Source organism: Streptomyces sp. NPDC005962 (genome assembly GCF_040629205.1).
Taxonomy (GTDB): Bacteria; Actinomycetota; Actinomycetes; order Streptomycetales; family Streptomycetaceae; genus Streptomyces.
On the sequence record NZ_JBEXVE010000022.1, the window covers coordinates 132,186 to 157,174 of the forward strand.

At 71.7% G+C, this 24,989-nt stretch carries 20 protein-coding genes and 1 pseudogene; 13 read left to right on the forward strand and 8 right to left on the reverse strand.

Features of this window, described 5'->3' with window-relative positions; all coding sequences use genetic code 11:
• Positions 1-26 precede the first annotated feature (26 nt).
• Positions 27-1,514 (reverse strand): M1 family metallopeptidase, encoded by a 1,488-nt coding sequence (locus ABZ370_RS30345; protein WP_358626910.1) that lies wholly within the window; start codon positions 1,512-1,514, stop codon positions 27-29.
• 189 nt (positions 1,515-1,703) lie between these two features.
• On the opposite strand from ABZ370_RS30345, the gene ABZ370_RS30350 reads away from it, so the two are divergent.
• The 5 genes from ABZ370_RS30350 to ABZ370_RS30370 all read left to right on the forward strand — a co-directional run bounded on the left by ABZ370_RS30350 (position 1,704) and on the right by ABZ370_RS30370 (position 9,964).
• On the forward strand, positions 1,704-3,668 hold the full coding sequence (locus ABZ370_RS30350) for a Xaa-Pro dipeptidyl-peptidase (protein ID WP_358626912.1): 1,965 nt from the start codon (positions 1,704-1,706) through the stop codon (positions 3,666-3,668).
• 84 nt (positions 3,669-3,752) lie between these two features.
• Positions 3,753-5,084, forward strand: a complete 1,332-nt coding sequence (locus tag ABZ370_RS30355) for a M14 family metallocarboxypeptidase (RefSeq protein WP_358626914.1) — start codon at positions 3,753-3,755, stop codon at positions 5,082-5,084.
• A gap of 115 nt (positions 5,085-5,199) precedes the next feature.
• Positions 5,200-6,957 carry a BCCT family transporter gene (locus ABZ370_RS30360; protein ID WP_358626916.1) on the forward strand — a complete coding sequence of 586 codons (1,758 nt, stop codon included), beginning with the start codon at positions 5,200-5,202 and terminating at the stop codon, positions 6,955-6,957.
• Positions 6,958-7,167: 210 nt separating this feature from the next.
• A complete protein-coding gene (locus ABZ370_RS30365) occupies positions 7,168-8,199 on the forward strand; it encodes an oxidoreductase (RefSeq protein WP_358626918.1) in 1,032 nt (343 codons plus the stop codon).
• A 127-nt stretch (positions 8,200-8,326) separates the two neighbouring features.
• Positions 8,327-9,964 carry an ABC-F family ATP-binding cassette domain-containing protein gene (locus ABZ370_RS30370; protein WP_358626920.1) on the forward strand — a complete coding sequence of 546 codons (1,638 nt, stop codon included), beginning with the start codon at positions 8,327-8,329 and terminating at the stop codon, positions 9,962-9,964.
• A 148-nt stretch (positions 9,965-10,112) separates the two neighbouring features.
• Here ABZ370_RS30370 and ABZ370_RS30375 read toward each other — a convergent pair whose 3' ends face one another.
• The 4 genes from ABZ370_RS30375 to ABZ370_RS30390 all read right to left on the reverse strand — a co-directional run bounded on the left by ABZ370_RS30375 (position 10,113) and on the right by ABZ370_RS30390 (position 14,684).
• Positions 10,113-12,509 (reverse strand): Tex family protein, encoded by a 2,397-nt coding sequence (locus tag ABZ370_RS30375; RefSeq protein WP_358626922.1) that lies wholly within the window; start codon positions 12,507-12,509, stop codon positions 10,113-10,115.
• Positions 12,510-12,637: 128 nt separating this feature from the next.
• Positions 12,638-12,781 carry an LPFR motif small protein gene (locus tag ABZ370_RS30380; protein ID WP_358626924.1) on the reverse strand — a complete coding sequence of 48 codons (144 nt, stop codon included), beginning with the start codon at positions 12,779-12,781 and terminating at the stop codon, positions 12,638-12,640.
• A 200-nt stretch (positions 12,782-12,981) separates the two neighbouring features.
• Positions 12,982-13,845 carry a hypothetical protein gene (locus ABZ370_RS30385; protein WP_358626926.1) on the reverse strand — a complete coding sequence of 288 codons (864 nt, stop codon included), beginning with the start codon at positions 13,843-13,845 and terminating at the stop codon, positions 12,982-12,984.
• 80 nt (positions 13,846-13,925) lie between these two features.
• On the reverse strand, positions 13,926-14,684 hold the full coding sequence (locus ABZ370_RS30390) for an enoyl-CoA hydratase/isomerase family protein (RefSeq protein WP_358626928.1): 759 nt from the start codon (positions 14,682-14,684) through the stop codon (positions 13,926-13,928).
• Between the two features lie 209 nt (positions 14,685-14,893).
• Here ABZ370_RS30390 and ABZ370_RS30395 point away from each other — a divergent pair, with 209 nt between their 5' ends.
• A complete protein-coding gene (locus tag ABZ370_RS30395; RefSeq protein WP_358626930.1) occupies positions 14,894-15,538 on the forward strand; it encodes an ATP-binding protein in 645 nt (214 codons plus the stop codon).
• Here ABZ370_RS30395 and idi read toward each other — a convergent pair.
• The 3 genes from idi to galE all read right to left on the reverse strand — a co-directional run bounded on the left by idi (position 15,471) and on the right by galE (position 18,156).
• On the reverse strand, positions 15,471-16,082 hold the full coding sequence (gene idi, locus ABZ370_RS30400) for an isopentenyl-diphosphate Delta-isomerase (RefSeq protein WP_358626932.1): 612 nt from the start codon (positions 16,080-16,082) through the stop codon (positions 15,471-15,473). The genes ABZ370_RS30395 and idi overlap by 68 nt on opposite strands.
• Positions 16,083-16,137: 55 nt before the next feature.
• The gene (locus ABZ370_RS30405) at positions 16,138-17,049 is read right to left on the reverse strand and encodes a cation diffusion facilitator family transporter (protein ID WP_358626934.1); all 912 of its coding nucleotides are present in this window, start codon (positions 17,047-17,049) and stop codon (positions 16,138-16,140) included.
• A gap of 120 nt (positions 17,050-17,169) precedes the next feature.
• A complete protein-coding gene (gene galE, locus ABZ370_RS30410) occupies positions 17,170-18,156 on the reverse strand; it encodes a UDP-glucose 4-epimerase GalE (RefSeq protein ID WP_358626936.1) in 987 nt (328 codons plus the stop codon).
• Positions 18,157-18,427: 271 nt separating this feature from the next.
• Here galE and ABZ370_RS30415 point away from each other — a divergent pair, with 271 nt between their 5' ends.
• The 7 genes and pseudogenes from ABZ370_RS30415 to ABZ370_RS30445 form a co-directional block, all read left to right on the forward strand.
• Positions 18,428-20,395 carry a DUF5941 domain-containing protein gene (locus tag ABZ370_RS30415; RefSeq protein WP_358626956.1) on the forward strand — a complete coding sequence of 656 codons (1,968 nt, stop codon included), beginning with the start codon at positions 18,428-18,430 and terminating at the stop codon, positions 20,393-20,395.
• Positions 20,392-21,129: a phosphocholine cytidylyltransferase family protein gene (locus ABZ370_RS30420; RefSeq protein WP_358626938.1), complete on the forward strand. Its 738-nt coding sequence runs from the start codon at positions 20,392-20,394 to the stop codon at positions 21,127-21,129. The genes ABZ370_RS30415 and ABZ370_RS30420 overlap by 4 nt, the downstream gene beginning before the upstream one ends.
• A complete protein-coding gene (locus ABZ370_RS30425) occupies positions 21,117-22,190 on the forward strand; it encodes an iron-containing alcohol dehydrogenase family protein (protein ID WP_358626940.1) in 1,074 nt (357 codons plus the stop codon). The genes ABZ370_RS30420 and ABZ370_RS30425 overlap by 13 nt, the downstream gene beginning before the upstream one ends.
• Positions 22,156-22,947: a CDP-alcohol phosphatidyltransferase family protein gene (locus tag ABZ370_RS30430; RefSeq protein ID WP_358626942.1), complete on the forward strand. Its 792-nt coding sequence runs from the start codon at positions 22,156-22,158 to the stop codon at positions 22,945-22,947. The genes ABZ370_RS30425 and ABZ370_RS30430 overlap by 35 nt, the downstream gene beginning before the upstream one ends.
• Positions 22,948-22,958: 11 nt before the next feature.
• A complete protein-coding gene (locus ABZ370_RS30435) occupies positions 22,959-23,831 on the forward strand; it encodes a glycosyltransferase (protein ID WP_358626958.1) in 873 nt (290 codons plus the stop codon).
• A 79-nt stretch (positions 23,832-23,910) separates the two neighbouring features.
• Positions 23,911-24,846 (forward strand): ABC transporter permease, encoded by a 936-nt coding sequence (locus ABZ370_RS30440; RefSeq protein ID WP_358626944.1) that lies wholly within the window; start codon positions 23,911-23,913, stop codon positions 24,844-24,846.
• A pseudogene (locus tag ABZ370_RS30445) lies at positions 24,839-24,989 on the forward strand (ABC transporter ATP-binding protein); the annotation flags it as partial. The gene ABZ370_RS30440 and the pseudogene ABZ370_RS30445, both read left to right, overlap by 8 nt.

Genomic DNA, 24,989 nt, shown 5'->3' on the forward strand with positions numbered 1-24,989 from the left:
CCGGGAACGGGCGGCTTGGGACTAGATCACCGCTCGCTGTGCGCCGCCTGAATCCGCTGCCAGGACTTCGGCCGCACCGGCGACGCCTTGGCCGCGGCCAGCTCCGCCGCCCGCGCCTGTGCCGCCCCGGGCTTGGACGGGGTGAACAGCCAGGTGTCGAAGAACGCGGAGAGGGGCTTCCCCGAGACCTTCTCGGCGTAGGCCACGAAGTCCTTCACCGAGGCGTTGCCGTAGCGGTGCTCCGTCGTCCACCCCTTCAGGATCGCGAAGAACGCCTTGTCGCCAATGCGGTTCCGAAGGGCCTGGAGGGCCAGCGCGCCCCGGTCGTAGACCGCCTCATGGAACTGGTTGTCCGCACCCGGGTCGCCCGGCTCGACCTTCCAGAACGGGTCGTCGGCCGCGTAGGAGCCGTACGTGTAGTCCGCCAGCTCCTGTGCCGTGCCCTCGCCCTCCTTCTCCGACCACAGCCACTGCGCGTAGCTCGCGAAGCCCTCGTTGATCCAGATGTCGCGCCAGTCCTTCAGCGAGACGCTGTCGCCGAACCACTGGTGCGCCAGCTCGTGCACGACCACCGACACGTTCGCGCCCTTGGCGAACTTCTTCGGGCCGTAGAAGGGCCGGGTCTGGGTCTCCAGGGCGAATCCGGCGGACACGTTCGGCACGTAGCCGCCCACCGCCTCGAAGGGGTACGGGCCGAAGACCGTGGACTCCCAGTCGGCGATCTCGCCCGTCCGCTCGACGCTCGCCCGGGCCGCGCCCGCGTTCTCGCCCAGGTCCTTGCTGTAGGCGTTGACGACGGGCAGCCCGCTCGCGGTGGTGTCCGTCGTGATGTCGAACTTGCCGACCGCGAGCGTGGCCAGATACGTGGCCTGGGGCTTGGCCGAGCGCCAGTTGTAGCGGGTCCAGCCCAGCTGCGAACCGCTCGACGCCAGGACGCCGTTGCTGATGGCCTGCGTACCGTCCGGCACCGCGACCGAGACATCGTAGGTGGCCTTGTCCAGCGGATGGTCGTTGCTCGGGAACCACCACCACGCCGACTCCGGCTCATTGGCCGCGACCCCGCCGTCCGGCGTCCGCTGCCAGCTGGTGAAGCCGCCCGCCTCCACCTTCGACGGGGTACCGCTGTAGCGCACCACGACGGTGAAGGGGCGGCCGGAGTCGAGCGCCGCGGCGGGGGTGATCTCCAGCTCGTGGTCGCCGGTCTTCGTGAACGCCGCCTTCTTCCCGCCCACCAGCACCTCGCGCACATCGAGCGCGAAGTCGAGGTTGAAGCGGGACAGATCCTGCTTGGCGTCGGCGATGATCGTCGCCGTGCCGTCCAGGCGGTCCGTCTTCGGCTGGTACTTCAGCCGCAGGTCGTAGTGGGAGACGTCGTATCCGCCGTTGCCGTACGAGGGGTAGTAGGAGTCCCCGATGCCGGGCGCGCCGGGCGCCGGTTCGGCCGCCGACGCCGGGATCGCCAGCAGCAGGCAGGCCGCGGCCGCGCTCGGGACGATGAGTCTGTGGTGACGCACGAGTCCTCCAACTCGTAGGGGAGAACGATCACGAACGATCACTCGCGACTCTATGTACTCCCCATGCGTACATCCCGTCCATCCGTTATCTGACATGCAATCGACATCCAGCCGCCACACGGGCCCCGCACCGCGCCACACCGTTCGCCCTCTTCTGCACAGGAGTTCACTCGCGCTAACGTCCGGCCCGTGCTGCTACGTAGGCGGAAACCCCGCATCCACTGGGTAAGGCACCTCGTTCCGGCGGTCACCGCACTGGTGGCCGCCACCCTCCTCCCGCTGTCTCCCCTCGGCACCTCACCGGCCCACGCGGCCCCGGTCCGGGAGAGCAGACCCGTCTACTCGTACGACGACGCCATACGCGAATCCGTCTGGGTGGACACCAAGCTCGACGGCGACGCGGACGGCAGGACCGACCGGGTCGCCGTCGACATCGTCCGGCCGCGCGAGCCCGCCCGGCAGGGCCGGAAGATCCCCGTGATCATGGACGCAAGTCCGTACTACTCCTGCTGCGGACGCGGCAACGAGAGTCAGACCAAGACCTATGACGCCGACGGCAAACCGGTCCTGTTCCCGCTCTTCTACGACAACTACTTCGTCCCGCGCGGCTATGCCACCGTCCTCGTCGACCTCGTCGGAACCAACCGCTCCGACGGCTGTGCCGACATCGGCGGCCGCTCCGACATCCAGTCCGCCAAGGCCGTCGTCGACTGGCTGAACGGCCGCGCCACCGGATACAGCGCGGCGGCGGGCGGCAAGCCCGTCAAGGCGTCCTGGAGCAACGGCCGCACCGGCATGATCGGCAAGAGCTACGACGGCACCATCGCCAACGGCGTCGCCGCCACCGGCGTCAAGGGCCTCAAGACCATCGTGCCCATCGGCGCCATCTCCTCCTGGTACGACTACTACTTCGCCAAGGGCGCGGCCCTCTTCGACTCCGGCCCCGACGGGCTGGCCGACACCGTCGGCAGCGACGCCGCGCACGGGCGCTGCGCCGCCGTACAGAAACGTCTCGTCGACGGCGCCCCGCGCACCGGCGACTGGACCGGCCTGTGGAGCGCCCGCGACTACGTGCCCGACGCCCGCAAGGTGCGCGCCAGCGTCTTCGCCGTCCACGGCATGCAGGACCTCAACGTCCGCACCAAGCACCTCGGACAGTGGTGGAACGCGCTCGCCGACGCGGGCGTGGAGCGCAAGATCTGGCTGTCGCAGACCGGACACGTCGACCCGTTCGACTTCCGGCGCGGCCCTTGGGTCAGCACGCTGCACCGCTGGTTCGACCACTACCTCCTCGGCCTCGACAACGGCATCGAGCGCACGCCCATGGCCGACGTCGAACGCGCCCCCGACCAGTGGTCCACCGACCGCGTCTGGCCCCCGTCCGGCACCCGCCAGACCACCCTGCGCCCTGCCCCCGGTACGACCCCCGGGGTGGGCGTCCTCGGCACCGAGCGCGCCGCGCCCGGCGCCACCGCGGCCTTCACCGACGACCCCCGGCTGAGCGAGACCGACTGGGCCGCCGACATCGACCGGCCGACCCCGGCCAAGGCGGGCTTCACCACGCCGCCGCTGACGAAGGACCTGCGGCTGTCCGGCTCCGGCACCGTCACGGTCACCGCCACCCCCTCCACCACCAGCGCCCATCTGACCGCGGCCCTGGTCGACCTCGGCCCCGACACCATCCGCGACTACGGCGCGAACGGCGAAGGCATCGTCACCCTGGAGAACCGCACCTGCTGGGGGAGCAGCACGGCGGGCGACAGCGCCTGCTTCAAGGTGACCGCGGCCGACACCAAGGCGGTCGACTACACCGTCTTCAGCCGCGGCTGGGCCGACCTCGGCCACTACGCCGACCCCCGCAAGGGCCGCCCGCTGACCCCCGGCAAGCCGTACACCCTCACCCTCGACCTGGCCGCCAGCGACCATGTCGTCCCGGCGGGCCACCGGCTGGGCCTGATCATCGCCGGTACGGACGCCGGACTCCTCGAACCGCCCACCACCACACCCCGGTTGACCCTCGACCTTAAGAGCACCGCGGCCCGCCTCCCGCTGACCGGCTCCTTGCGGGCCGACGGCGCCGCGCCCGGGGCGGCCCCGGAGCGGCTGCGCGGCGTCCGCACCCCGAGCGTCGAGTCGCCCCTGCCGCTGCGTTGATCCGTCCCTGACGCACCTGGTGAGGCGCCCGCACCCGGGCGCCTCACCCGCACCGTTCCCGTAACCCCACCGGAGGTCCGCACCGTGTTCTCACCCGCGCCCCTCATCCGCACCGCCGCCGCCTGCGGCGCGCTCGGCGCGCTGCTCACCGGATCGCTGCTGGCCGAGCCCGCACGGGCCGAGCCCGGAGCGCCGCCGCGCACCGGCTTCGAGACCAGCCAGGGCGCGCGCTGGACGACTCAGGAGGAGGAGGCGGACTTCCTCGCGGCCGTCGACCGGGCCAGTGCGCGCGTCGCCGTCGACACCATCGGCACCACCTTGCGGGGACGCCCCCTCAACCTGGTGCGGATCGGCGCCCCCGCGGCGCCCGCCGACGCCGCCCGGGCCGCCCGCGGCAACTCCCTGCTGCTCATCTGCTCCCAGCACGGTGACGAACCGTCAGGCCGCGAGGCCTGCCTGACCACCGTCCGCGACCTCGCCTACGCCAAGGACGCGAAGACCCGCCGCTTCCTGGAGCGTACGAACGTCCTCGTCGTGCCCACCGCCAACCCCGACGGCCGGGCCGCCGACACCCGCGGCAACTCCCAGGGCACCGACATCAACCGCGACCACATCGCGCTCACCACCGCCGAGGCCCGCGCCATGACCCGCGTCATCCGCGACTGGCGGCCGGACACCGTGTACGACCTCCACGAGTACGGCGCCACCGTCCCGTACTACATGAAGGACCTGCTGGCCCTGTGGCCGCGCAACCTCAACACCGCCGCCCCCGTACACCGCGAGTCGCGCACCCTCTCGGAGAGGTACGCGCGCCCGCACGCCGAGGCCGGGGGCTACTCCACCGGCGTCTACGGCATCTGGACCGACCCGGAGACCGGCGAGCCGGTCAAGCAGATCGCGGGCGACGGCCAGGAGCGCATCCTGCGGAACACCGCCGGGGTCAAGAACAGCGTCGGGCAGCTCGTCGAGACCCGCGTCGATCCGCTCACCGACGCCGAGAAGGCCGACCCCGCCGTCAACAACAAGCGCCGGGTCGGCTCCCAACTCGCCGCCCTGGGCGGTGCTTTCGACTTCGTGCGCGACCGGCGTGCCCGGATAGAGGCCGCGACGACGGCGGCCCGGCTGTCCGGCTACGCGGACCGGGGGCCGGTGTACCTCGGCGGCGCCGACAACGACCCGGCCGAGGACGGCGCCGTCCTTCAGGACCCGCCCTGCGGCTACCGGCTGGACGCCGCGCAGTACGCCGACGTACGGGATGAGCTGGGCCTTCACGGGATACGCACGAAGGCACTCCGGGGCGCCGGACACGATGTCCTCGTACCGCTGCGACAGCCGCTGCGGGCCCTCGTCCCGCTGCTGCTGGACGACCGCGCCGCCTACCACCTCACCGCAGGTCAGCCCGTGAACACGTGCTGACACGGGGGGCGTTGCGCTGACATACGTATCCGTCTATTGGGTAGCCGCAACTTCGTCTCATTAAACCCAAGTGAAAGGTTCATGCGTGACGGAGACACAGAAGGACACGGGGGACGTGAGAAATGACCCTCCGGTCACGGCAGACCTTCCCGGCAGTCCCGACCCGACTCCGGCTCCCCAGACCGACCGCGTGGTGTTCGGCGTATCCGCCGGGCTCACCCTCGCGTTCGTGATCTGGGGAGCCCTGTTCACCGACACTCTGGAGAGTGTCTCGGACAGCATGCTGTCCGGACTGATCCACAACGGTGGCTGGGCGTTCATCCTCGCCGCCACCGGCTTTGTGATCTTCGCGCTGTGGCTGGCGATGAGCCGCTACGGCAAGATCACGCTCGGGGAGGAAGGCGAGGAACCCGAGTTCAAGACCGTCTCATGGGTCGCGATGATGTTCAGCGCGGGCATGGGCATCGGCCTGATGTTCTACGGGGTGAGTGAGCCGCTGGCGCACTTCATCACCCCGCCGCCCGGGACGGACCCCGGGACTTCGGCCGAGAAGATGCAGATCGCCATGTCCACGACCTTGTTCCACTGGACGCTCCATCCGTGGGCGATCTACGCGGTCGTGGGCCTGGCCATCGCGTACAGCACCTTCCGGCGCGGCCGCCGACAGACCATCAGCGCCGTGTTCACCCCGCTGATCGGCAGCAGGCACGCCAACGGCGCGGCCGGCCGCGTCATCGACATCCTCGCGATCTTCGCGACCCTCTTCGGCTCCGCCGCGTCCCTGGGGCTCGGCGCGCTGCAGATCGGCAGCGGTGTCGAGGTGCTCGGCTGGAAGAGCGACGTCGGAACCGGGCTGCTGGTCACCGTGATCGCGGTGCTGACGGTCGCGTTCATCGCCTCCGCCGTCTCGGGCGTCGCCAAGGGCATCCAGTGGCTGTCCAACATCAACATGGTGCTGGCGCTGTTCCTGGCCGTGTTCGTCTTCGTGGCGGGTCCCACGATCATCATCCTCGATCTGCTCCCGACCTCCATCGGCAGCTACATCGGTGACCTGCCGCAGCTGGTCGGCCGCACCGAGGCGACCGGTGGCCAGACGGTCGCGACCTGGTTGAGCGACTGGACGGTCTTCTACTGGGCCTGGTGGATCTCCTGGACGCCGTTCGTCGGCATGTTCATCGCGCGGATCAGCCGCGGCCGCACCATCCGGCAGTTCGTCGGCGGTGTGATCCTGGTGCCGAGCACGGTCAGCCTGATCTGGTTCGCGATCTTCGGCGGCTCGTCGATGAAGCTCCAGGCCGCGGGCAAACTGAGCAAGGACGCGACTCCGGAGGGCCAGCTGTTCGGCGTGCTGGAGCAGTACCCGGTGGCGAGCATCATGAGCGTCATCGTGATGATCCTCGTCGGTATCTTCTTCGTCTCCGGCGCGGACGCCGCCTCGATCGTGATGGGCACCCTGTCGCAGAAGGGCTCCTTCGAGCCGAGCCGGTTCGTCGTCATCTTCTGGGGCGTGACCACGGGCGCGGTCGCGGCCGTCATGCTGCTGGTCGGCGGCGGCGGTGACGACGCGCTCACCGGGTTGCAGAACCTGACGATCCTGGTGGCCGCACCCTTCACCCTGGTGATGGTCGGCCTGTGTTGGGCCCTGCTGAAGGACCTGCGCCGCGACCCGCTGATCGTGCGGGGCGAGAAGGGCGAGGAGGCGGTCGAGATGGCCGTCATCGCCGGACACGAGAAGTACGACGGCGACTTCGAGCTCCGGATCGGCCCGGCCGCTCCCGCCGAGAACATCGACGGCGCCGCCGGGACGGGCGAGGCCGAACCCCAGGCCGCCGATACGGCCGGCGACCGGGTCTCCGCGAGCGAGACCCGCTGACGCCAGCCGCCGGACGGGGCCCGTCGACACCGCACCCGGTGCGACGAAGCCTTCTCGCCGGACCCCCGCCACCATGGCCCGGGCTCCGGCGAGAGGCGGGCTCTGCCCCGCACTCCGGGCCGTCATGGCCCGTCACCCCTGCGCGCTCCGGTTTCCTCCCGTTATAGGCGCGTCGCGATGATGCTGCCCCGATCTGGGAATACTTGGGGCATGACCTCCGAGTACGCGACCTTCGGGCTGGCCCCGGCCATGCGCGCCGGCGGCGTCCTGTCCCACGGCGCGTACCAAATACACCGCGATTTCCTGGACTTCGTGGTGGACGGCAGACCGCTCCTGCCGCGCCTCGCCGACCTCGACGCAGTCTCCCCGCTCGCCTCCGACCTCGGCCCCACCGTCTTCGCCGAGCAGGTCCGCGGACTCCTGCTGGAGACCGGTCCGCCGCTCGACGGCGGACGGTACGTCATCTACGGCTGCCCCGAATGCGAAGGGCTGGCCTGCGGCGCGGTCACCGCCGTCATCGAACGGGACGGGCCCGCCATCATCTGGCGGGACTTCCGCTGGCAGACCGACCGTCCCCCCGGCCCCGGAGCCGACGGCTACCACGGCATCGGCCCCTACCGCTTCCACGGCGACCAGTACCGCGCCGAACTGGGACGGCTGCTGCTCACCGCCGACGCCCACGATCTGGCCGCCCACCGCCGCGTCCTCCTCGTCGGCCGCCGCGCGGCCCTCCTCGCCAAGCTCGCCGCCGCGCTGCGGCGCACCGGCGTCGGCGCCGAGATCACCCTCGACGCGGTGGGTGCCCACGTCGCTGAACTCCGCCGCTACGGTGTGGTGTTCTTCGGCGGGACGATCCGTCAGGACGAGCGCGACGCCGTACGGGACGCCTTCGCGAAGGCCCGCTCCGACGCCGTCTTCCTCACCGGCCTCGCCCCCATCGTCCCCCTGCTGGTCGCCCAGGTCGCCCAGGCGCTGGACCGCACCCCACAGGACCACCGCCGCCTCGTCCGCCTCGCCGCGCGGAACGGCGAAGCGCTCGTCGAGGTCGCCGCCGAGTGCCGGGTCCGCCTCGCCGCCCACCGCCTGGACCGCCTCTCCCGCCCCCACACCCAAGCCCTCTTCGACGCCCCCCTGCCCCCGGGCCTCCACCGCCTGGCCCTCCCCCCGAAAGCGGTCCGCGGCGAAACCTACCTGGAGGCCCGCACCACGGAAGCGGTCCTGACGGCCCCGATAACGCCGTAGGGCTGCGCCGCCGTGGGGGTGCGGTTTCGGTGGGTGGTGGGTGCGGGCGCCGGTGCCTCCGGGGCAGGGCGGGGTGGGGGAAGTGCCGGGACCGCTGCCCCGGGCGGCGGTTAGGATCTACTGCCTGATGACTGCCACTCTCGTCGCCAAGGACCTGGCCGCCGGACACGGTGACCGCCCCCTCTTCTCCGGGCTCGACCTCGTCGTCGCCCCGGGCGAGGTCATCGGCCTCGTCGGGGTCAACGGAGCGGGGAAGTCGACCCTGCTGCGGCTGCTCGCCGGGCTCACCGACCCCGAGCAGGGCGCCATCCGCATCAGCCCGCCGCATGCCACGGTGGGCCACCTCCCGCAGGAGCCCGAGCGGCGGGCGGGGGAGACCGTACGGGCGTTCCTGGCCCGCCGTACCGGGGTGGCCGTCGCCCAGGCCGACCTCGACGCGACCACCCAGGCGCTCGCGGACGGCACCCCCGGCGCGGACGACGCGTACGCCGTCGCCCTGGAGCGCTGGCTCTCGCTCGGCGCCGCCGACCTCGACGAACGCGCCGACGAGGTCGCCGCCTCGCTCGGGCTCGACATCTCGCTCGACCGCCCCATGACGGCCCTCTCCGGCGGCCAGGCGGCCCGCGCCGGGCTGGCCTCGCTGCTGCTCAGCCGGTATGACGTCTTCCTGCTCGACGAGCCGACGAACGACCTCGACCTCGACGGGCTCCAGCGCCTCGAAACGTTCGTCGGCGGGCTGCGCGCCGGTACGGTGCTCGTCAGCCACGACCGCGAGTTCCTGGCCCGTACCGTCGACAAGGTCCTCGAACTCGACCTGGCCCAGCAGCAGGTGAACCTCTTCGGCGGCGGCTACACCGCCTACCTGGAGGAGCGGGAGACCGCCCGACGGCACGCCCGCGAACGCTACGAGGAGTACGCGGACACCAGGTCCGGCCTGGAGTCCCGGGCCCGTACCCAGCGGGCCTGGATGGAGAAGGGCGTCAAGAACGCCCGCCGCAAGGCCCCCGACGGCGACAAGATCGCCCGGAACGCCCGCGTCGAGTCCACCGAGAAGCAGGCCGCCAAGGCGCGCCAGACCGATCGGCTGATCGAGCGGATGGACGTGGTCGAGGAGCCGCGCAAGGAGTGGGAACTGCGGATGGAGATCGCCGCGGCACCGCGCTCCGGCGCGGTCGTGGCGACCCTGCGCGGGGCCGAGGTGCGGCGCGGCGACTTCCACTTCGGCCCGGTCGACCTGCAGATCGACTGGGCCGACCGGATCGCGGTGACCGGTGCGAACGGCTCCGGCAAGTCCACCTTGCTGGCGGCCCTCCTGGGCCGCCTCCCTCTGGACGAGGGCTATGCGTCCCTCGGTCCCGGGGTGGTGGTGGGCGAGGTCGACCAGGCCCGCGCGTTGTTCTTCGGCAGCGAGGCCCTGCTGGACGCCTTCGGCGCGGCCGCGCCGGAGCTGGTGCCCGCGGACGTACGGACGCTGCTGGCCAAGTTCGGCCTCAAGGCCGCCCATGTGCTGCGCCCGGCCTCCACTCTGTCCCCGGGGGAGCGGACCCGCGCGGCGCTGGCCCTGCTCCAGGCCCGGGGCGTCAACCTGCTGGTGCTGGACGAGCCCACCAACCACCTGGACCTGCCCGCGATCGAGCAACTGGAGTCGGCCCTCGCCTCCTACGAGGGCACGCTGCTCCTGGTGACCCACGACCGCCGCATGCTGGAGGCAGTGCACACCACCCGCCGCTTCGAGGTAGCCGAGGGCCGAGTAACCGAGTCCTGACCCCGCGCTGCCCCTACCCGAAGCCCCCTCAGCCCAGGCGGTGGCCCACCCCCCAGCCCGTCCGGCGATTGAGGACCGGGGTCCAGGGGCGGAGCCCCGGTTTCGGGAAGGGGCGGGGTGGGGGAAAACCCACCCCGCCCGGTGAGGGCTACCGCTTCTTGTTGGGGTCCACCAGCCCGGCCCGCCGCAGCGCGTCCGCCATCGCGCCGTTGGCGGGCGCGGCCTCACGCCCGCCGCCCCCACGCTGGCCGCCCCGTGAGCCGCCGCCACCGGCGCCGCCGCCACCACGGCCTCCGCCGCCCTGCCGCTGCTTGGGGGCGGAACGGCGGGCGCCGCCACCCTGCTCGGCGCGGCCGCCGCCACCGGCAGCGGCCTCGTCGTCCAGCCGCAGCGTCAGCGAGATCCGCTTGCGCGGAATGTCCACGTCGAGGACCTTCACCCGCACGATGTCGCCCGGCTTCACCACATCCCGCGGGTCCTTGACGAACGTCTTGGACATCGCGGAGACGTGCACCAGCCCGTCCTGGTGCACCCCGACATCCACGAACGCCCCGAACGCGGCCACGTTCGTGACGACCCCCTCCAGGATCATCCCGGAGGCCAGGTCGCCGATCTTCTCGACGCCGTCCTTGAAGGTGGCGGTCTTGAAGGCGGGACGCGGGTCACGGCCCGGCTTCTCCAGCTCCTTCAGGATGTCGGTGACGGTCGGCAGACCGAAGGCGTCGTCCACGAAGTCGTCCGGCCGCAGGCCGCGCAGCGTGGCCGTGTTGCCCATGAGCGTGGCCACGTCACCGCCCGCGGAGGCGACCATCCGGCGCACCACCGGGTACGCCTCGGGGTGCACGCTGGAGCCGTCCAGCGGGTCGTCGCCGCCGAGGATGCGGAGGAAGCCCGCGCACTGCTCGTACGCCTTGGGGCCGAGCCGGGCCACGTCCTTGAGGGTCTTGCGGCTGCGGAAGGGCCCGTTGGTGTCGCGGTGGGCGACGATGTTCTCCGCGAGCCCGGCTCCGATGCCCGAGACCCGGCTGAGGAGCGGCGCGGAGGCGGTGTTGACGTCCACCCCGACACCGTTCACACAGTCCTCGACGACCGCGTCGAGCGAGCGCGACAGCTTCACCTCGGACAGATCGTGCTGGTACTGACCGACCCCGATCGACTTCGGGTCGATCTTGACCAGCTCGGCCAGCGGGTCCTGGAGCCGCCGCGCGATCGACACCGCACCGCGCAGCGAGACGTCGAGGTCGGGCAGCTCCTGGGAGGCGAAGGCGGAGGCGGAGTACACCGAGGCGCCCGCCTCGGAGACCATCACCTTGGTCAGCTTCAGCTCCGGGTGCTTGCCGCACAGGTCGCCCGCGAGCTTGTCGGTCTCCCGGGACGCCGTGCCGTTGCCGATGGCGATCAGGTCGACGTCGTGCTCGCGGGCCAGCTTGGCGAGCCGGTCCAGCGACACGTCCCACTGGTTGCGCGGAACGTGCGGATAGATCGTGTCGGTCGCGGCCACCTTGCCGGTCGCGTCGACGACGGCCACCTTCACGCCGGTACGGAAGCCGGGGTCGAGACCCATCGTGGCGCGCGTGCCCGCCGGGGCGGCGAGCAGCAGATCGCGCAGGTTGGCGGCGAAGACCCGCACCGCCTCGTCCTCGGCGGCCTGCCGCAGCCGCAGCCGCAGATCGATGCCGAGGTGGACCAGGACCCGGGTGCGCCAGGCCCACCGCACGGTGTCGGCCAGCCACTTGTCGCCCGGGCGGCCGCGGTCGGCGATGTCGAAGCGGTGCGCGATGGACCGCTCGTACGAGGTGGGGCCGGGGTCCGCGGACGGCTCCTCCGGCTCCAGGGTGAGGTCCAGGACCTCTTCCTTCTCACCGCGGAACATCGCCAGCACCCGGTGCGAGGGCAGCTCGGTGAAGGGCTCGGCGAAGTCGAAGTAGTCGGCGAACTTGGCGCCCGCCTCCTCCTTGCCGTCCCGCACCTTCGTGGCGGCCCGGCCGCGCGACCACATGCGCTCGCGCAGCTCACCGATGAGGTCGGCGTCCTCCCCGAACCGCTCGGTGAGGATCGCCCGCGCGCCCTCCAGCGCGGCGGCCGGGTCCGCGACGCCCTTCTCGGCGTCCACGAACGCGGCGGCCGCCGCCGCCGGCTCCACAGCCGGGTCGCCGAGCAGCCCTTCGGCGAGCGGTTCGAGACCGGCCTCGCGGGCGATCTGGGCCTTCGTACGGCGCTTCGGCTTGTAGGGGAGGTAGATGTCCTCCAGCCGGGCCTTGGAGTCGGCGGCGAGGATCTGCGCCTCCAGCGCCTCGTCCAGCTTCCCCTGCGACCTCACCGATTCGAGGATCGCGGTGCGCCGCTCCTCCAGCTCGCGCAGATAGCGCAGCCGCTCCTCCAGGGAGCGCAGCTGCGCGTCGTCGAGCATTTCCGTCGCTTCCTTGCGGTAGCGCGCGATGAACGGCACGGTAGAGCCGCCGTCGAGCAGCTCGACGGCGGCCCTGACCTGCCGTTCCCGTACGCCGAGTTCTTCGGCGATCCTGCCTTCGATGGACGTCGTCACGATCACGCTCCGCTTTCGGTCTGCACTGCATCTGCATTGTGGCAGGTGGCACTGACGAAGCGGTCACGGACGACGTGTTCGGCGGTGTCGGACGGCCCGCCGGGCGGCCCGGAAGGGGCGTACGGGGCTCAGGTGTGCCTGCGGCGGCGTGCGCCGCCCGCCGTGTCGGCGGCCCCGCCGAACAGCCGGGCCACGGCACGGAACGGAAGCGTGACCACCGTGGCGATCGCGGAACCGATGGCGCGGAGCACATCAGCGACAGCGCGCAACATTTCAGACCTCCCATTCGGGTCGGGAGCGGTTCGGCAGCCGCCGCCGGGCGCCGCACATACGCGGAGCACGGGCACTCGCCGGCGTGCGCGGCGCGCGGTTGGGCGCCCGGAGAAAGGGCGGCCGATCACTCATCAATCGGGTATCCCGCCTCGCTCCGAGCAAACCCGCCCCGGCCCCGCTCCCGGCCCCGGGCCGAGCGTCAGCCCTTGCCCAGGAGGTCCGCCGGGAAGGCGCCCGCCGCCATGGCCTGGGCGGTGAACGCCCCGGCCAGTTCGGTCAGCCGGGCCACCCCCGCCGCGCCCAGGTGCTCGTACGGGGCGGCGTCCAGGCGGTCCGTCTCGTCCTCCAGGGACTCGCGCTGCTCGGTGCCCGCCCGCGTCAGCTCGCCCGCCTCGTCCAGCAGCCCGCGGGTCCGCAGCCGGTCCCGTCCGGCGGCCAGCTCCTCGGCCGTCCAGCCACGGGTGGCCAGGAGCCACTTCGGGGACATGCCCTTGCCGGTCGCCGCGTGGCTGACCATGGCCTCCACCCCGTCGAGCCCGGCGGCGACGAGGGTCAGCAGATGGGCGTCGCCGCGGTGCTCGCGCAGCAGCGTGGCGGCGTGCCACAGCGCCAGGTGCGGGGCCTCGGGCACGGGGAGGTCGGCGTGCGCGGCGTACAGGGGGCGCGCGGAGCGGGAACACGCCTCGGTGGCGCGCAGCGCCAGCTCGGCCGCCTCGGCCATCTCCTTCGAGGCCACCGCGTCGTCGCCGAGCAGCCGCCGCAGTACGGAGTCGGCCGCCCGCAGCCGGGCCGCCAGGGCGTCCTCGGGGGAGACCACGTCCCAGGCGCGCGGGATGTGGCGGGCCACCAGGTCGTGCTTGAAGTTGTAGAACGTCGCGGTGACGGTCCCCGCGCCCACCCGGCCGAACGCCGCGGCGCGGCCCACGAAGTAGACGGCGCCGCGCTCCTCCAGACCCAGTCCGGCCAGCTCGTTGGCGAAGTCCGGGGCGAAGTAGACGGAGGAGTGCAGCGGATTGACGACGGAGTGGCAGCGCCGTGCGGCGCGCTCGGGAAGTGTGGTCATGGGCCGCACGCTACCGGCTGGTAGGTAAAGCTGACAGCCGGACCCGGGAAGGCGCGGGCGCGGTGGCCGGCGCCGTCGGCTCAGGAGACCGGCGGGGTCCATCCGAAGCGCGGCGCCCGGCGCTCCAGGAAGGCGGCGATGCCCTCCCCGGCCTCCTCACCCGCCCGCGCCTGCTCCTGCCAGTACGCGACGCGGTCCGCCCCGGCGGGCCCGGCGGCGAACTCCTTGGCCGCCGCCTGGGTGAGCTGCGACCGGGACACCAGCACCCGCGTGAACTCCGCGACCCGCTTGTCCAGCCCGCCGTCCGGCAGCACCTCGTCGACCAGCCCGGTGCGCAGCGCCCGCGCGGTGTCGATCAGCTCGCCCGAGAACAGCAGATACTTGGCGGAGGCCGGTCCGATCAGCTCCACCAGCCGCCGGGTGGAGCCGGGCGAGTAGACGATGCCGAGCTTGGCCGGGGTGATCCCGAAGAGCGCGTCCTCGTCCGCGAACCGCAGATCGCAGGCGGCCGCCAACTGGCAGCCGCCGCCCACGCAGTAGCCGCGCACCGAGGCCAACGTCGGTTTGGGGAAGGCCGCGAGGGCCTCCTCGGCGGGCAGCGCGAGGCCCGTCGTCTCCTCGTACGTCGCGCTCAGCGAGCCGATGTCGGCGCCCGCGCAGAAGGTGTCCCCGTGGCCGGTGAGCACGAGCGCCCGTACGGCGGGGTCGGCGGCGAGCCGGTCGAGCAGCGGGGGCAGCGCGCGCCACATGGCGGGGGTCATCGCGTTGCGCTTGGCGGGATTGCGGATGACGACGGTCGCTATGCCGTCCGTGACGTCGTGCCGCAGGCAGGGCTCCATGCGGCGGATCGTATGGCCTGAGGTCAAGTCATAGGTACCAGGGTCGGAATTCAGACGGGCAGGAACAGTCGAGCGAGTGACCCTGGCATACGCCAACGAACAAAAGCGGTCGATAAGTGTGAAGTTGTGGCCACTCCGCCGGTCCGTACCAGACCTTTCCCAACACTCGACGTGAGAGGTCGAGCCGTGGCGATGGGTGGGTGTCGGGCATGGAGATCGTCGGGAGAGTCCCCTCCGAATCGGGGCACGCCCCGCCGCGCGGACCGGCGGCCGGTGCTGGGCAGGGGGTCGGTGCTGGGCAGGGGGCGGGTGCTGGACCGGGCGTCGGCGAGGGGGTGTGGCGGTTCACCGCTCCGGCCCTTGAGACGTCCGTACCGCAGGCCCGGCACGCGGTGCGCGATCTGCTGGCCCATCAGGGGGTGTCCGGGCAGGGCGATCTGGTGCCGAATCTACTGCTGATCGTCTCCGAGCTGGTCACCAACGCGGTGCGGCACGCGGCGCTGCTCACCCCGCAGATCGCCGTCGAGGTGTCGATCGGCCGGGGCTGGGTGCGGGTCGCCGTCGAGGACAACCATCCGTACCGGCCCCGGCCCCTGGAGCTGGAGGCGGATCAGGGGCGGACCGGTGGCCGCGGACTGCTGCTGGTGCGGGCGATCGCGGAGGAGTCCGGCGGGAAGTACGACGTCGATCACACGGCGAGCGGCGGCAAGGCGGTCTGGGCGGCTCTGCCACTGGCCGCAGCCCCGGGCCCCGGTCCCGCGCCCGGCCCCGCCCCCGGGGCCCCGCTCACCAGCCTGCGGCCGCCCCGGTCAGCTCCCGGATCGCCGGGCGGGCCGCGTCCAGCACGGTCATGAACCAGGCCGAGAACGGGCCCTCCGCGTGCAGCTTCGCCAGCTGGTCCGGGGTGACGAAGGCGGTCTCGCCGATCTCCTGCGGATCGGGCCGCGGCGTCTCCTTCAGCAGCCCGACGAACAGGTGGTTGTACTCCTGCTCGACCAGACCCGAGGCCGGGTCCGGGTGGTTGTAGCGGACTGTGCCCGCCTCACCGAGCAGCGCGGGCGCGACGCCCAGTTCCTCGCCGGTCCGGCGGGCCGCGGCCACGAAGGGCGGCTCACCGGGGTACGGGTGGCCGCAGCAGGTGTTCGACCACACGCCGGGGGAGTGGTACTTGCCCAGGGCGCGGCGCTGGAGCAGCAGCCGCCCCTGCTCGTCGAAGAGGAAGACGGAGAACGCCCGGTGCAGTTGCCCGGGCGCCAGATGCGCCGCCAGCTTCTCAGCGGTGCCGATCGTGGTGCCGTCCTCATCGACCAGTTCGAGCATGATCGACTCCGTCGAGCCGTCCGGCGCGGGGGACGCGGCGGTCTCGGCGGAAGGGCCGCTGGCGGGTGTGATCGGCATGACCGTCCTCATAGTTGCGACTTTGGCCCCCAAGTCTGCCGCACCCATGCACGTGTCACTGGCACAGCCGGGCTTCGTGATCAGCATGTCCACCCGGTTCCAGCTGAAACGTGCAGTGTGGGACGTCGAAATGCTCCCCCAGACACCCCTGGAGATCGTGCAGCAGCCGCTCATGGCCCACCGCGTCGAGCACCGGCCGCCCGACCACCACATGCGCGGAGAGCACCGGCATCCCGGAGGTGATCGTCCATACGTGAAGATCGTGCAATCCCTCCACACCGGGCAGTGCGAGGATATGGGCGCGTACCGCGTCCATGTCGACATCCCGCGGTGCCGCCTCCAGGAGGACGTTCAGCGTCTCCCGCAGCAGGGTGTACGTACGCGGCACGATCATGAGCGCGATCCCGAGCGAGGCGATCGGATCGGCCGCCTGCCACCCCGTGACCAGGATGATCCCGGCCGACACCAGCACCGCGACCGACCCCAGGGCGTCCGCCAGCACCTCCAGGAACGCGCCCCGCACGTTCAGGCTCTCCCGCTGCCCGCCCCGCAGCAGGGCCAGCGACACCAGGTTCGCGGCCAGCCCGACCGCCCCGAAGACGATCACCAGGCGGCCCTGGGTGGCGGCGGGGTGGAGGAAGCGCAGCACCGCCTCACAGAGGATGTAGCCGCCGACCCCGAACAGCAGCAGACAGTTCGCCAGCGCCGCCAGGATCTCGGCGCGCGCGTATCCATAGGTACGCCGCGGGCTGGGCGGGCGCCCCGCGAAGTGGATCGCCAGCAGCGACATGGCCAGCCCGAGCGCGTCCGTCGCCATGTGCCCGGCGTCCGCCAGCAGCGCGAGCGAATCGGCGAGCAGTCCGCCGACGATCTCCACGACCATCACGGTGACGGTGATGACGAGCGCGATCCGCAGCCGCCACCGATGCCCGGCGCCCGCGGTGCGGTGGTCATGACCTGCGCCCATGTCGGTACGGCCCTCCTGCCCGGCGCGGTCCCCGTCCCCAGTGAACTACGCGGGGACCGCACCCCGGGCGGGCCGTACCGCCGACCGGCCGCAGCCTTCTACCCGCGGCCTACCCGCGGCCTACTCGCGGCGCGCCTCGGGGTGGTGGTGGCACCAGCCCTCCCAGGCCGACTCCACCATCGCGCGCACCCCGTGCCGGGCGCTCCAGCCCAGCTCCTTGGTGATCACCTCGGTCGATCCGACGACCCGGGCCGGGTCGCCCGCGCGGCGGGGCCCGACGGCGGGGACGGCCTCGGGGCGGCCGGTGACCTCGGCGATCAGGTCGGCCATCTCGCGCACCGAGACGCCCTGACCGGTGCCGATGTTCACCGTCAGATCGCCCGCGCCCGGCCGCGCGGCCAGCCGCCGGGCCACGGCGAGATGGGCGGAGGCCAGGTCCTCCACGTGGATGTAGTCGCGGATGCAGGTGCCGTCCGGGGTCGGATAGTCGTCACCGAAGATCCTCGGGGCCTCCCCATGTGTGATCCGCTCGAACATCATCGGGATGATGTTGAACACCCCGGTGTCGGCCAGCTCGGGACGCGTGGCACCCGCCACATTGAAGTAGCGCAGACAGGCCGTCGAGATCGAATGCGCCGCTCCCGCGGCCCTGACCAGCCACTCTCCGGCGAGCTTGGTCTCTCCGTACGGGTTTATCGGCACGCACGGGGTGTCCTCGGTGACCAGTTCCACATCCGGCATGCCGTAGACGGCGGCGGAGGAGGAGAAGAGGAAGCTGTCGATCCCGGCGGCGGCCACGGCCTCCAGCAGCACCGTGAGGCCGTGCACATTCTCCCGGTAGTACCGCAGCGGCTGCTCGACGGACTCCCCGACCTGCTTCTTCGCCGCCAGATGCACCACACCGGTGATGTCCAGCTCGGCGAACGTACGGTCCAGCAGCTCGCGGTCCAGCGTGGAGCCGCGCATGAGCGGAACGTCCTCGGGCAGCCGCGCGGGGATTCCGCTGGAGAGGTCGTCGAGTACGGCCACCCGCTCGCCTGCCCGGGTCATCGCCCGCACGACATGCGACCCGATATATCCGGCACCACCTGTGATCAGCCACGTCATGACGGCACCCTATCCACAGGTCAGGGCGGCGCCCGTTTGTCGAGGGGACACGCCATCCACCATGATGATCGGCGGCGCGCGGAAGCGGTCGTTCCCCCGATCGTGTGGTGAATGCGCGGTGAACGGCTGCTTCCATCCATCCGATAGCCTCTGCCGACATGCCGCCCGCCCCATCCGGGACCGGGATGCGCGATGCCCGCTGTTTGCAAGGGCTCCAGGCCTGTGCCAGAGCGGCGCGGCCACCATGTCAGCTGCCAAGGAGTGAGTTCGTCTGTCGACCGCGATCCTCACCGGTACCCCGGTCGCCGGCTCGTCTCTCCAGGACGACCTGCGGTCGCTGGGTTTCGACGTGCGCACGGCGATCGACGCGGCCGGGGTGGCGTCGGAGCTGGCCGCCGTCTCCCCGCGTGAGCGGGTGGCCCTCGTCGATCCCCGTTTCGTCGGCCACACCCACGCCCTCCGCCTGGCGCTGACCGACCCCCGCTTCCCCGCGGCCGCCGTGTCCGGCGCGCTGACGGCGCAGCCCGAGGCACGGGCGGCCCTGGCCCGCGCGGTGACGGCCGCCGCGGCGGCCCCCGGCGCCGCCGAGCGCGCCCAGGTGCCCGCGGGCGCCGCAGCGACCGGCGGGGACGCCGGGCCGAGCGCGGACGCCGGAGCGGTGGCGACGGTCGGCAGCGCCGAGGAGGTGACGGGCGCGGCGGACGCGGCGGATGTGGCGGAAGCCCGTACGCCCTCCCTCGTGGACGACATCGCCGCCGCCCTCGACGCCGAAGGCGTCCCCCCGCACCGGCCCGAGCTGGGCGTGCTGATCGCCACCGTGCCCGCGGACGCGGAGCGGCGGGCGGCGGCGCTGGCCGAGACCGCCGCCGTGGACGAGGAGAAGGTGCGGCTGCGCTCCGCCGTGAAGGGGCGGGACGGCTTCTTCACGACCTTCTGCATCAGCCCCTACTCCCGCTACATCGCCCGCTGGTGCGCCCGCCGCGGACTGACGCCCAATCAGGTCACCACCGCCTCCCTGCTCACCGCCCTCATCGCGGCAGGCTGCGCCGCCACCGGCACCCGGCCCGGGTTCGTCGCGGCCGGGCTGCTGCTGATCGCCTCGTTCGTCCTCGACTGCACCGACGGCCAGCTGGCCCGCTACTCGCTGCAGTACTCCACCCTCGGCGCCTGGCTGGACGCGACGTTCGACCGGGCCAAGGAGTACGCGTACTACGCGGGCCTCGCCCTCGGCGCGGCCAACGCCGGTGGTGGCGGCGGTGATGACGTGTGGGCGCTCGCGCTGGGCGCGATGGTGCTCCAGAGCTGCCGTCACGTCGTGGACTTCTCGTTCAACGAGGCCAACCACGACGCCACCGGCAACAGCAGCCCCACCGCCGCCCTCTCCGACCGCCTCAACAGCGTCGGCTGGACGGTCTGGGTGCGGCGCATGATCGTGCTGCCGATCGGTGAGCGCTGGGCGATGATCGCCGTGCTGACCGCGCTCACCACGCCCCGCGTCACCTTCTACGTCCTGATCGTCGGCTGTGCGCTGGCCGCCTGCTACACCACCGCGGGCCGGGTGCTGCGCTCGCTCACCCGCAAGGCGCGGCGCACCGACCGGGCCGCGCAGGCCCTCGCCGACCTCGCCGACTCGGGCCCGCTCGCCGAGCTGGTCGCCAAGGCGGCCGCCCACAAACCGTCGGCGTATCTGGCCCCCGTCACGGCCGCCCTCGGCACCGCGCTCCTGGTCGCCGGTGCCGCCGCGCCGCCCGCCGGGTCATGGCTCGCCGTCGCGGCCGCCGCGCTGTACGCCGTCCTCGCGGGCTGCGCGGTCGCCGCACAGCTGAAGGGCCCGCTCGACTGGCTGGTGCCGCCCCTCTTCCGGGCCGCGGAGTACGGGACCGTCCTCATCCTCGCGGCGCGGTCGCAGGTGAACGGAGCGTTGCCCGCTGCTTTCGGGCTGGTGGCGGCCGTCGCCTACCATCACTACGACACGGTGTACCGCATCCGCGGCGGCACCGGGGCGCCCCCGCACTGGCTGGTGCGGGCGATCGGCGGGCACGAGGGGCGGATCGTGGTGGTCACGGCCATCGCCGCGCTGTCGCTCGGCCGGGGCCAGGGCGGCCCGAACCAAGGTTTCACCATCGCGCTGACCGCGCTCGCCGTGGTCATCGCGCTGACGGTGCTCATCGAGAGCATCCGCTTCTGGGTGTCCTCCGGAGCACCCGCTGTCCACGACGAAACAGGAGAACCCGCATGATCGGCCTCGTGCTGGCGGCCGGCGCCGGACGGCGTCTTCGCCCCTACACCGACACCCTCCCCAAGGCCCTGGTGCCGGTCGACGGTGAGACCACCGTCCTCGACCTGACCCTCGGCAACTTCGCGGAGATCGGCCTGACCGAGGTCGCGATCGTGGTCGGCTACCGCAAGGAGGCCGTGTACGAGCGCAAGGAGGCCCTGGAGCAGAAGTACGGCCTCAAGCTCACCCTGATCGACAACGACAAGGCCGAGGAGTGGAACAACGCCTACTCCCTGTGGTGCGCCCGTGACGCGATCAAGCACACCGTGATCCTCGCCAACGGCGACACCGTGCACCCGGTCTCCGTCGAGAAGACCCTGCTCGCCGCGCAGGGCAACGGCCAGAAGATCATCCTCGCCCTCGACACGGTGAAGCAGCTCGCCGACGAGGAGATGAAGGTCGTCGCCGACCCGGCCAAGGGCGTCCAGAAGATCACCAAGCTGATGGACCCGGCCGAGGCCACCGGTGAGTACATCGGCGTCACCCTCATCGAGGGCGACGCCGCGGCCGACCTCGCCGACGCGCTGAAGACCACCTTCGAGCGCGACCCCGACCTCTACTACGAGGACGGCTACCAGGAGCTGGTCAACCGCGGCTTCAAGATCGACGTGGCCCCGATCGGTGACATCAAGTGGGTCGAGATCGACAACCATGACGACCTGGCGAAGGGCCGTGACATCGCGTGCCAGTACTGACGAGGCTCATCCCCTCGCCGCTCGTCGTCGACATCCGCGCGGGCGCCCTGGACGACCTGGCGGACGTCCTGGCCGACCAGCGGATCTCCTCCTCCGGCAAGCTCGCCGTCGCGATCAGCGGCGGCTCCGGGGCCGTGCTGCGCGAGCGGCTGGCCCCGGCGCTGCCGGGCGCGAGCTGGTACGAGGTGGGCGGCGGCACCCTCGATGACGCGATCAAGCTCGCCGACCGGATGAAGTCCGGGCACTACGACGCGGTCGTGGGGCTCGGCGGCGGCAAGATCATCGACTGTGCGAAGTTCGCCGCGGCGCGCATCGGCCTCCCGCTGGTCGCCGTCGCCACGAACCTCTCGCACGACGGTCTGTGCTCACCGGTCGCGACCCTCGACAACGACGCGGGCCGCGGCTCGTACGGCGTGCCGAACCCGATCGCCGTGGTCATCGACCTCGATGTGATCCGCGAGGCTCCGGTCCGGTTCGTCCGCTCCGGCATCGGCGACGCGCTCTCCAACATCTCCGCGGTCCGGGACTGGGAGCTGTCCCACCGCGAGACCGGCGAGCAGATCGACGGACTCGCCGCCGCCATGGCACGCCAGGCGGGCGAGGCCGTGCTGCGCCACCCCGGAGGCGTCGGCGACGACAGCTTCCTCCAGGTGCTGGCCGAGGGCCTGGTCCTCACCGGCATCTCGATGTCGGTCGCGGGCGACTCCCGCCCGGCGTCCGGCGCCTGCCACGAGATCAACCACGCCTTCGACCTCATGTTCCCCAAGCGCGCGGCGAGCCACGGCGAGCAGTGCGGGCTCGGCGGGGCGTTCGCGATGTACCTGCGCGGGGAGCACGAGCAGTCGGCGTTCATGGCCGAAGTGCTGCACCGGCACGGTCTTCCGGTGCTGCCCGAGGAGATCGGCTTCACCGTGGACGAGTTCGTCCAGGTCGTGGAGTTCGCGCCGAAGACCCGCCCCGGGCGCTACACGATCCTCGAGCACCTCGACCTCTCATCCGACGCGATCAGGGACGCTTACGCCGACTATGCCAAAGCAGTCAGTCAAGCCATCAGTGGCTGAACTCCGTCCGGTCGTTCACCCCGCGGGGGTGAAGGACCGGCGGAGCGGTGAGCACTGGGCCGGGCGCCTGTACATGCGAGAGATCTCGCTGCGCTGCGACCGGCACCTGGTGAACACGCGGGTCACGCCCAACCAGCTGACGTATCTGATGACCGTCTTCGGCGTCCTCGCCGCTCCGGCCCTGCTGGTGCCGGGGATCGCGGGCGCCGTGCTCGGGGTGCTGATGGTCCAGCTCTACCTGCTGCTGGACTGCGTCGACGGCGAGATAGCGCGCTGGAAGAAGCAGTTCTCGCTGGGCGGTGTCTATCTGGACCGGGTCGGCGCCTACCTGTGCGACGCCGCGGTGCTCGTCGGCTTCGGCCTGCGCGCCGCCGATCTGTGGGGCTCCGGGCGGATCGACTGGCTGTGGGCGTTCCTCGGCACCCTCGCAGCCCTCGGTGCCATCCTGATCAAGGCCGAGACCGACCTCGTCGGGGTCGCCCGGCACCAGGGCGGTCTTCCCCCGGTCAAGGAGGCGGCCTCCGAGCCGCGCTCGTCCGGTATGGCGCTGGCCCGCAAGGCGGCCGCGGCGCTGCAGTTCCACCGGCTGATCCTCGGGATCGAGGCGTCGCTGCTCATCCTGGCCCTGGCGGTCGTGGACCAGGTGCGCGGCGACCTCTTCTTCACCCGGCTGGGTGTCGCCGTGCTCGCCGGTATCGCTCTCCTGCAAACCCTGCTTCACCTGGTGTCCATCCTCGCGTCGAGCAGGCTCAAGTGACGGGCGGCACGATGAAGGTCGGAGCGGTTGTCCTCACCATGGGCAACCGCCCCGAGGAGCTGCGCGCGCTGCTCGACTCGGTCGCCAAGCAGGACGGCGACCGCGTCGAGGTGGTCGTCGTGGGCAACGGCTCACCCCTTCCGGCGCTCCCCGAGGACGTACGGACCGTCGAGCTGCCCGAGAACGTGGGCATCCCGGCGGGGCGCAATGTCGGCATCGAGGCGTTCGGACCGGGCGGCCGCGACGTCGACGTCCTGCTGTTCCTGGACGACGACGGGCTGCTGCCGGGCACCGACACGGCCGAGCTGTGCCGCGAGGCGTTCGCCGCCGACCCGGAGCTGGGCATCATCTCCTTCCGTATCGCCGACCCCGATACGGGCGTCACCCAGCGCCGCCACGTACCCCGGCTGCGCGCCGCCGACCCGATGCGGTCCTCGCGGGTCACCACCTTCCTCGGCGGTGCCAACGCGGTCCGCACCGCGGTCTTCGAGCAGGTCGGAGGGTTGCCGGACGACTTCTTCTACGCCCATGAGGAGACCGATCTGGCCTGGCGGGCGCTGGATGCGGGATGGATGATCGACTACCGGTCGGACATGGTGCTGTACCACCCGACCACCGCGCCCAGCCGGCACGCGGTCTACCACCGCATGGTCGCGCGGAACCGGGTCTGGCTGGCCAGGCGAAACCTTCCGGCCCTGCTCGTACCCGTCTATCTGGGTGTCTGGCTGCTGCTCACGCTGGCCAGGCGTCCTTCCAGGACCGCGCTTCGTGCCTGGTTGGGCGGGTTCCGCGAAGGCTGGAAGACTCCTTGCGGTCTACGGCGGCCCATGAAGTGGCGTACGGTATGGCGCCTGACCCGACTGGGCCGGCCTCCTGTCATCTGACAAGCTCGTATCAGATACGCATCGAGCGCGACCGGGGCGCGGCCCCGCTCAGCGCACCCTGAAGACGAAAGTGTCAACTGTGAGCGAGACTACGCACGACAGTGCGGTCGCCGTGAGTGCCCCGCCCTCACCCGACGACGGACTGTCCCCGGCCGAGCTGGCGAAGAAGTACGGCCTCTCGGTGAGCGGCGCCCGGGTGGGCCTCGGGGCGTACATCCGCCAGATGTGGGGCCGGCGCCACTTCATCCTGGCCTTCTCCCAGGCCAAGCTGACCGCGCAGTACAGCCAGGCCAAGCTGGGGCAGCTGTGGCAGGTGGCGACACCGCTCCTCAACGCGCTGGTGTACTACCTGATCTTCGGGCTGCTGCTGAGCACCAGCCGCGGGATGTCGCGTGAGGTCTTCATTCCGTTCCTGGTGACGGGTGTCTTCGTCTTCACCTTCACCCAGAACTCCGCCATGGCCGGGGTGCGGGCGATCTCCGGGAACCTGGGCCTGGTCAGAGCGCTGCACTTCCCGCGCGCCTCGCTGCCGATCTCGTTCTCGCTCCAGCAGCTCCAGCAGCTGCTGTTCTCGATGATCGTGCTCGTCATCATCATGGTCTCCTTCGGCAGCTACCCCGGTCTGTCGTGGCTGCTGGTGATCCCGGCGCTGGCGCTGCAGTTCGTGTTCAACACCGGCCTCGCGCTCATCGTCGCCCGGCTGGGCGCCAAGACGCCGGACCTCGCGCAGCTGATGCCGTTCGTCCTGCGGACGTGGATGTACGCGTCCGGGGTCATGTTCAGCATTCCGAACATGCTGGCGGAGAAGAACGTGCCCGGCTGGGTCACGGACGTGCTGCAGTGGAACCCGGCGGCCGTCTACATGGACCTCATCCGGTATGCGCTGATCGACGGATACGGCGCGTCGAACCTGCCGGACCACGTCTGGGCCTTCGCGCTCGGCTGGGCGGTCGTGGCCGGCGTGGCGGGCTTCGTGTATTTCTGGAAGGCGGAGGAGCAGTACGGCCGTGGCTGAACAGACACTTGAACCCATCGAGCCCGCTGTGCCGTCCGTGCCCGCCGAGGCGCGGGTGCCCACCGTCATCGCCGACGATGTCCATATCGTGTACCGGGTCAACGGTGGACCGAAGGGCCGTGGCAGTGCCACGGCCGCCCTGA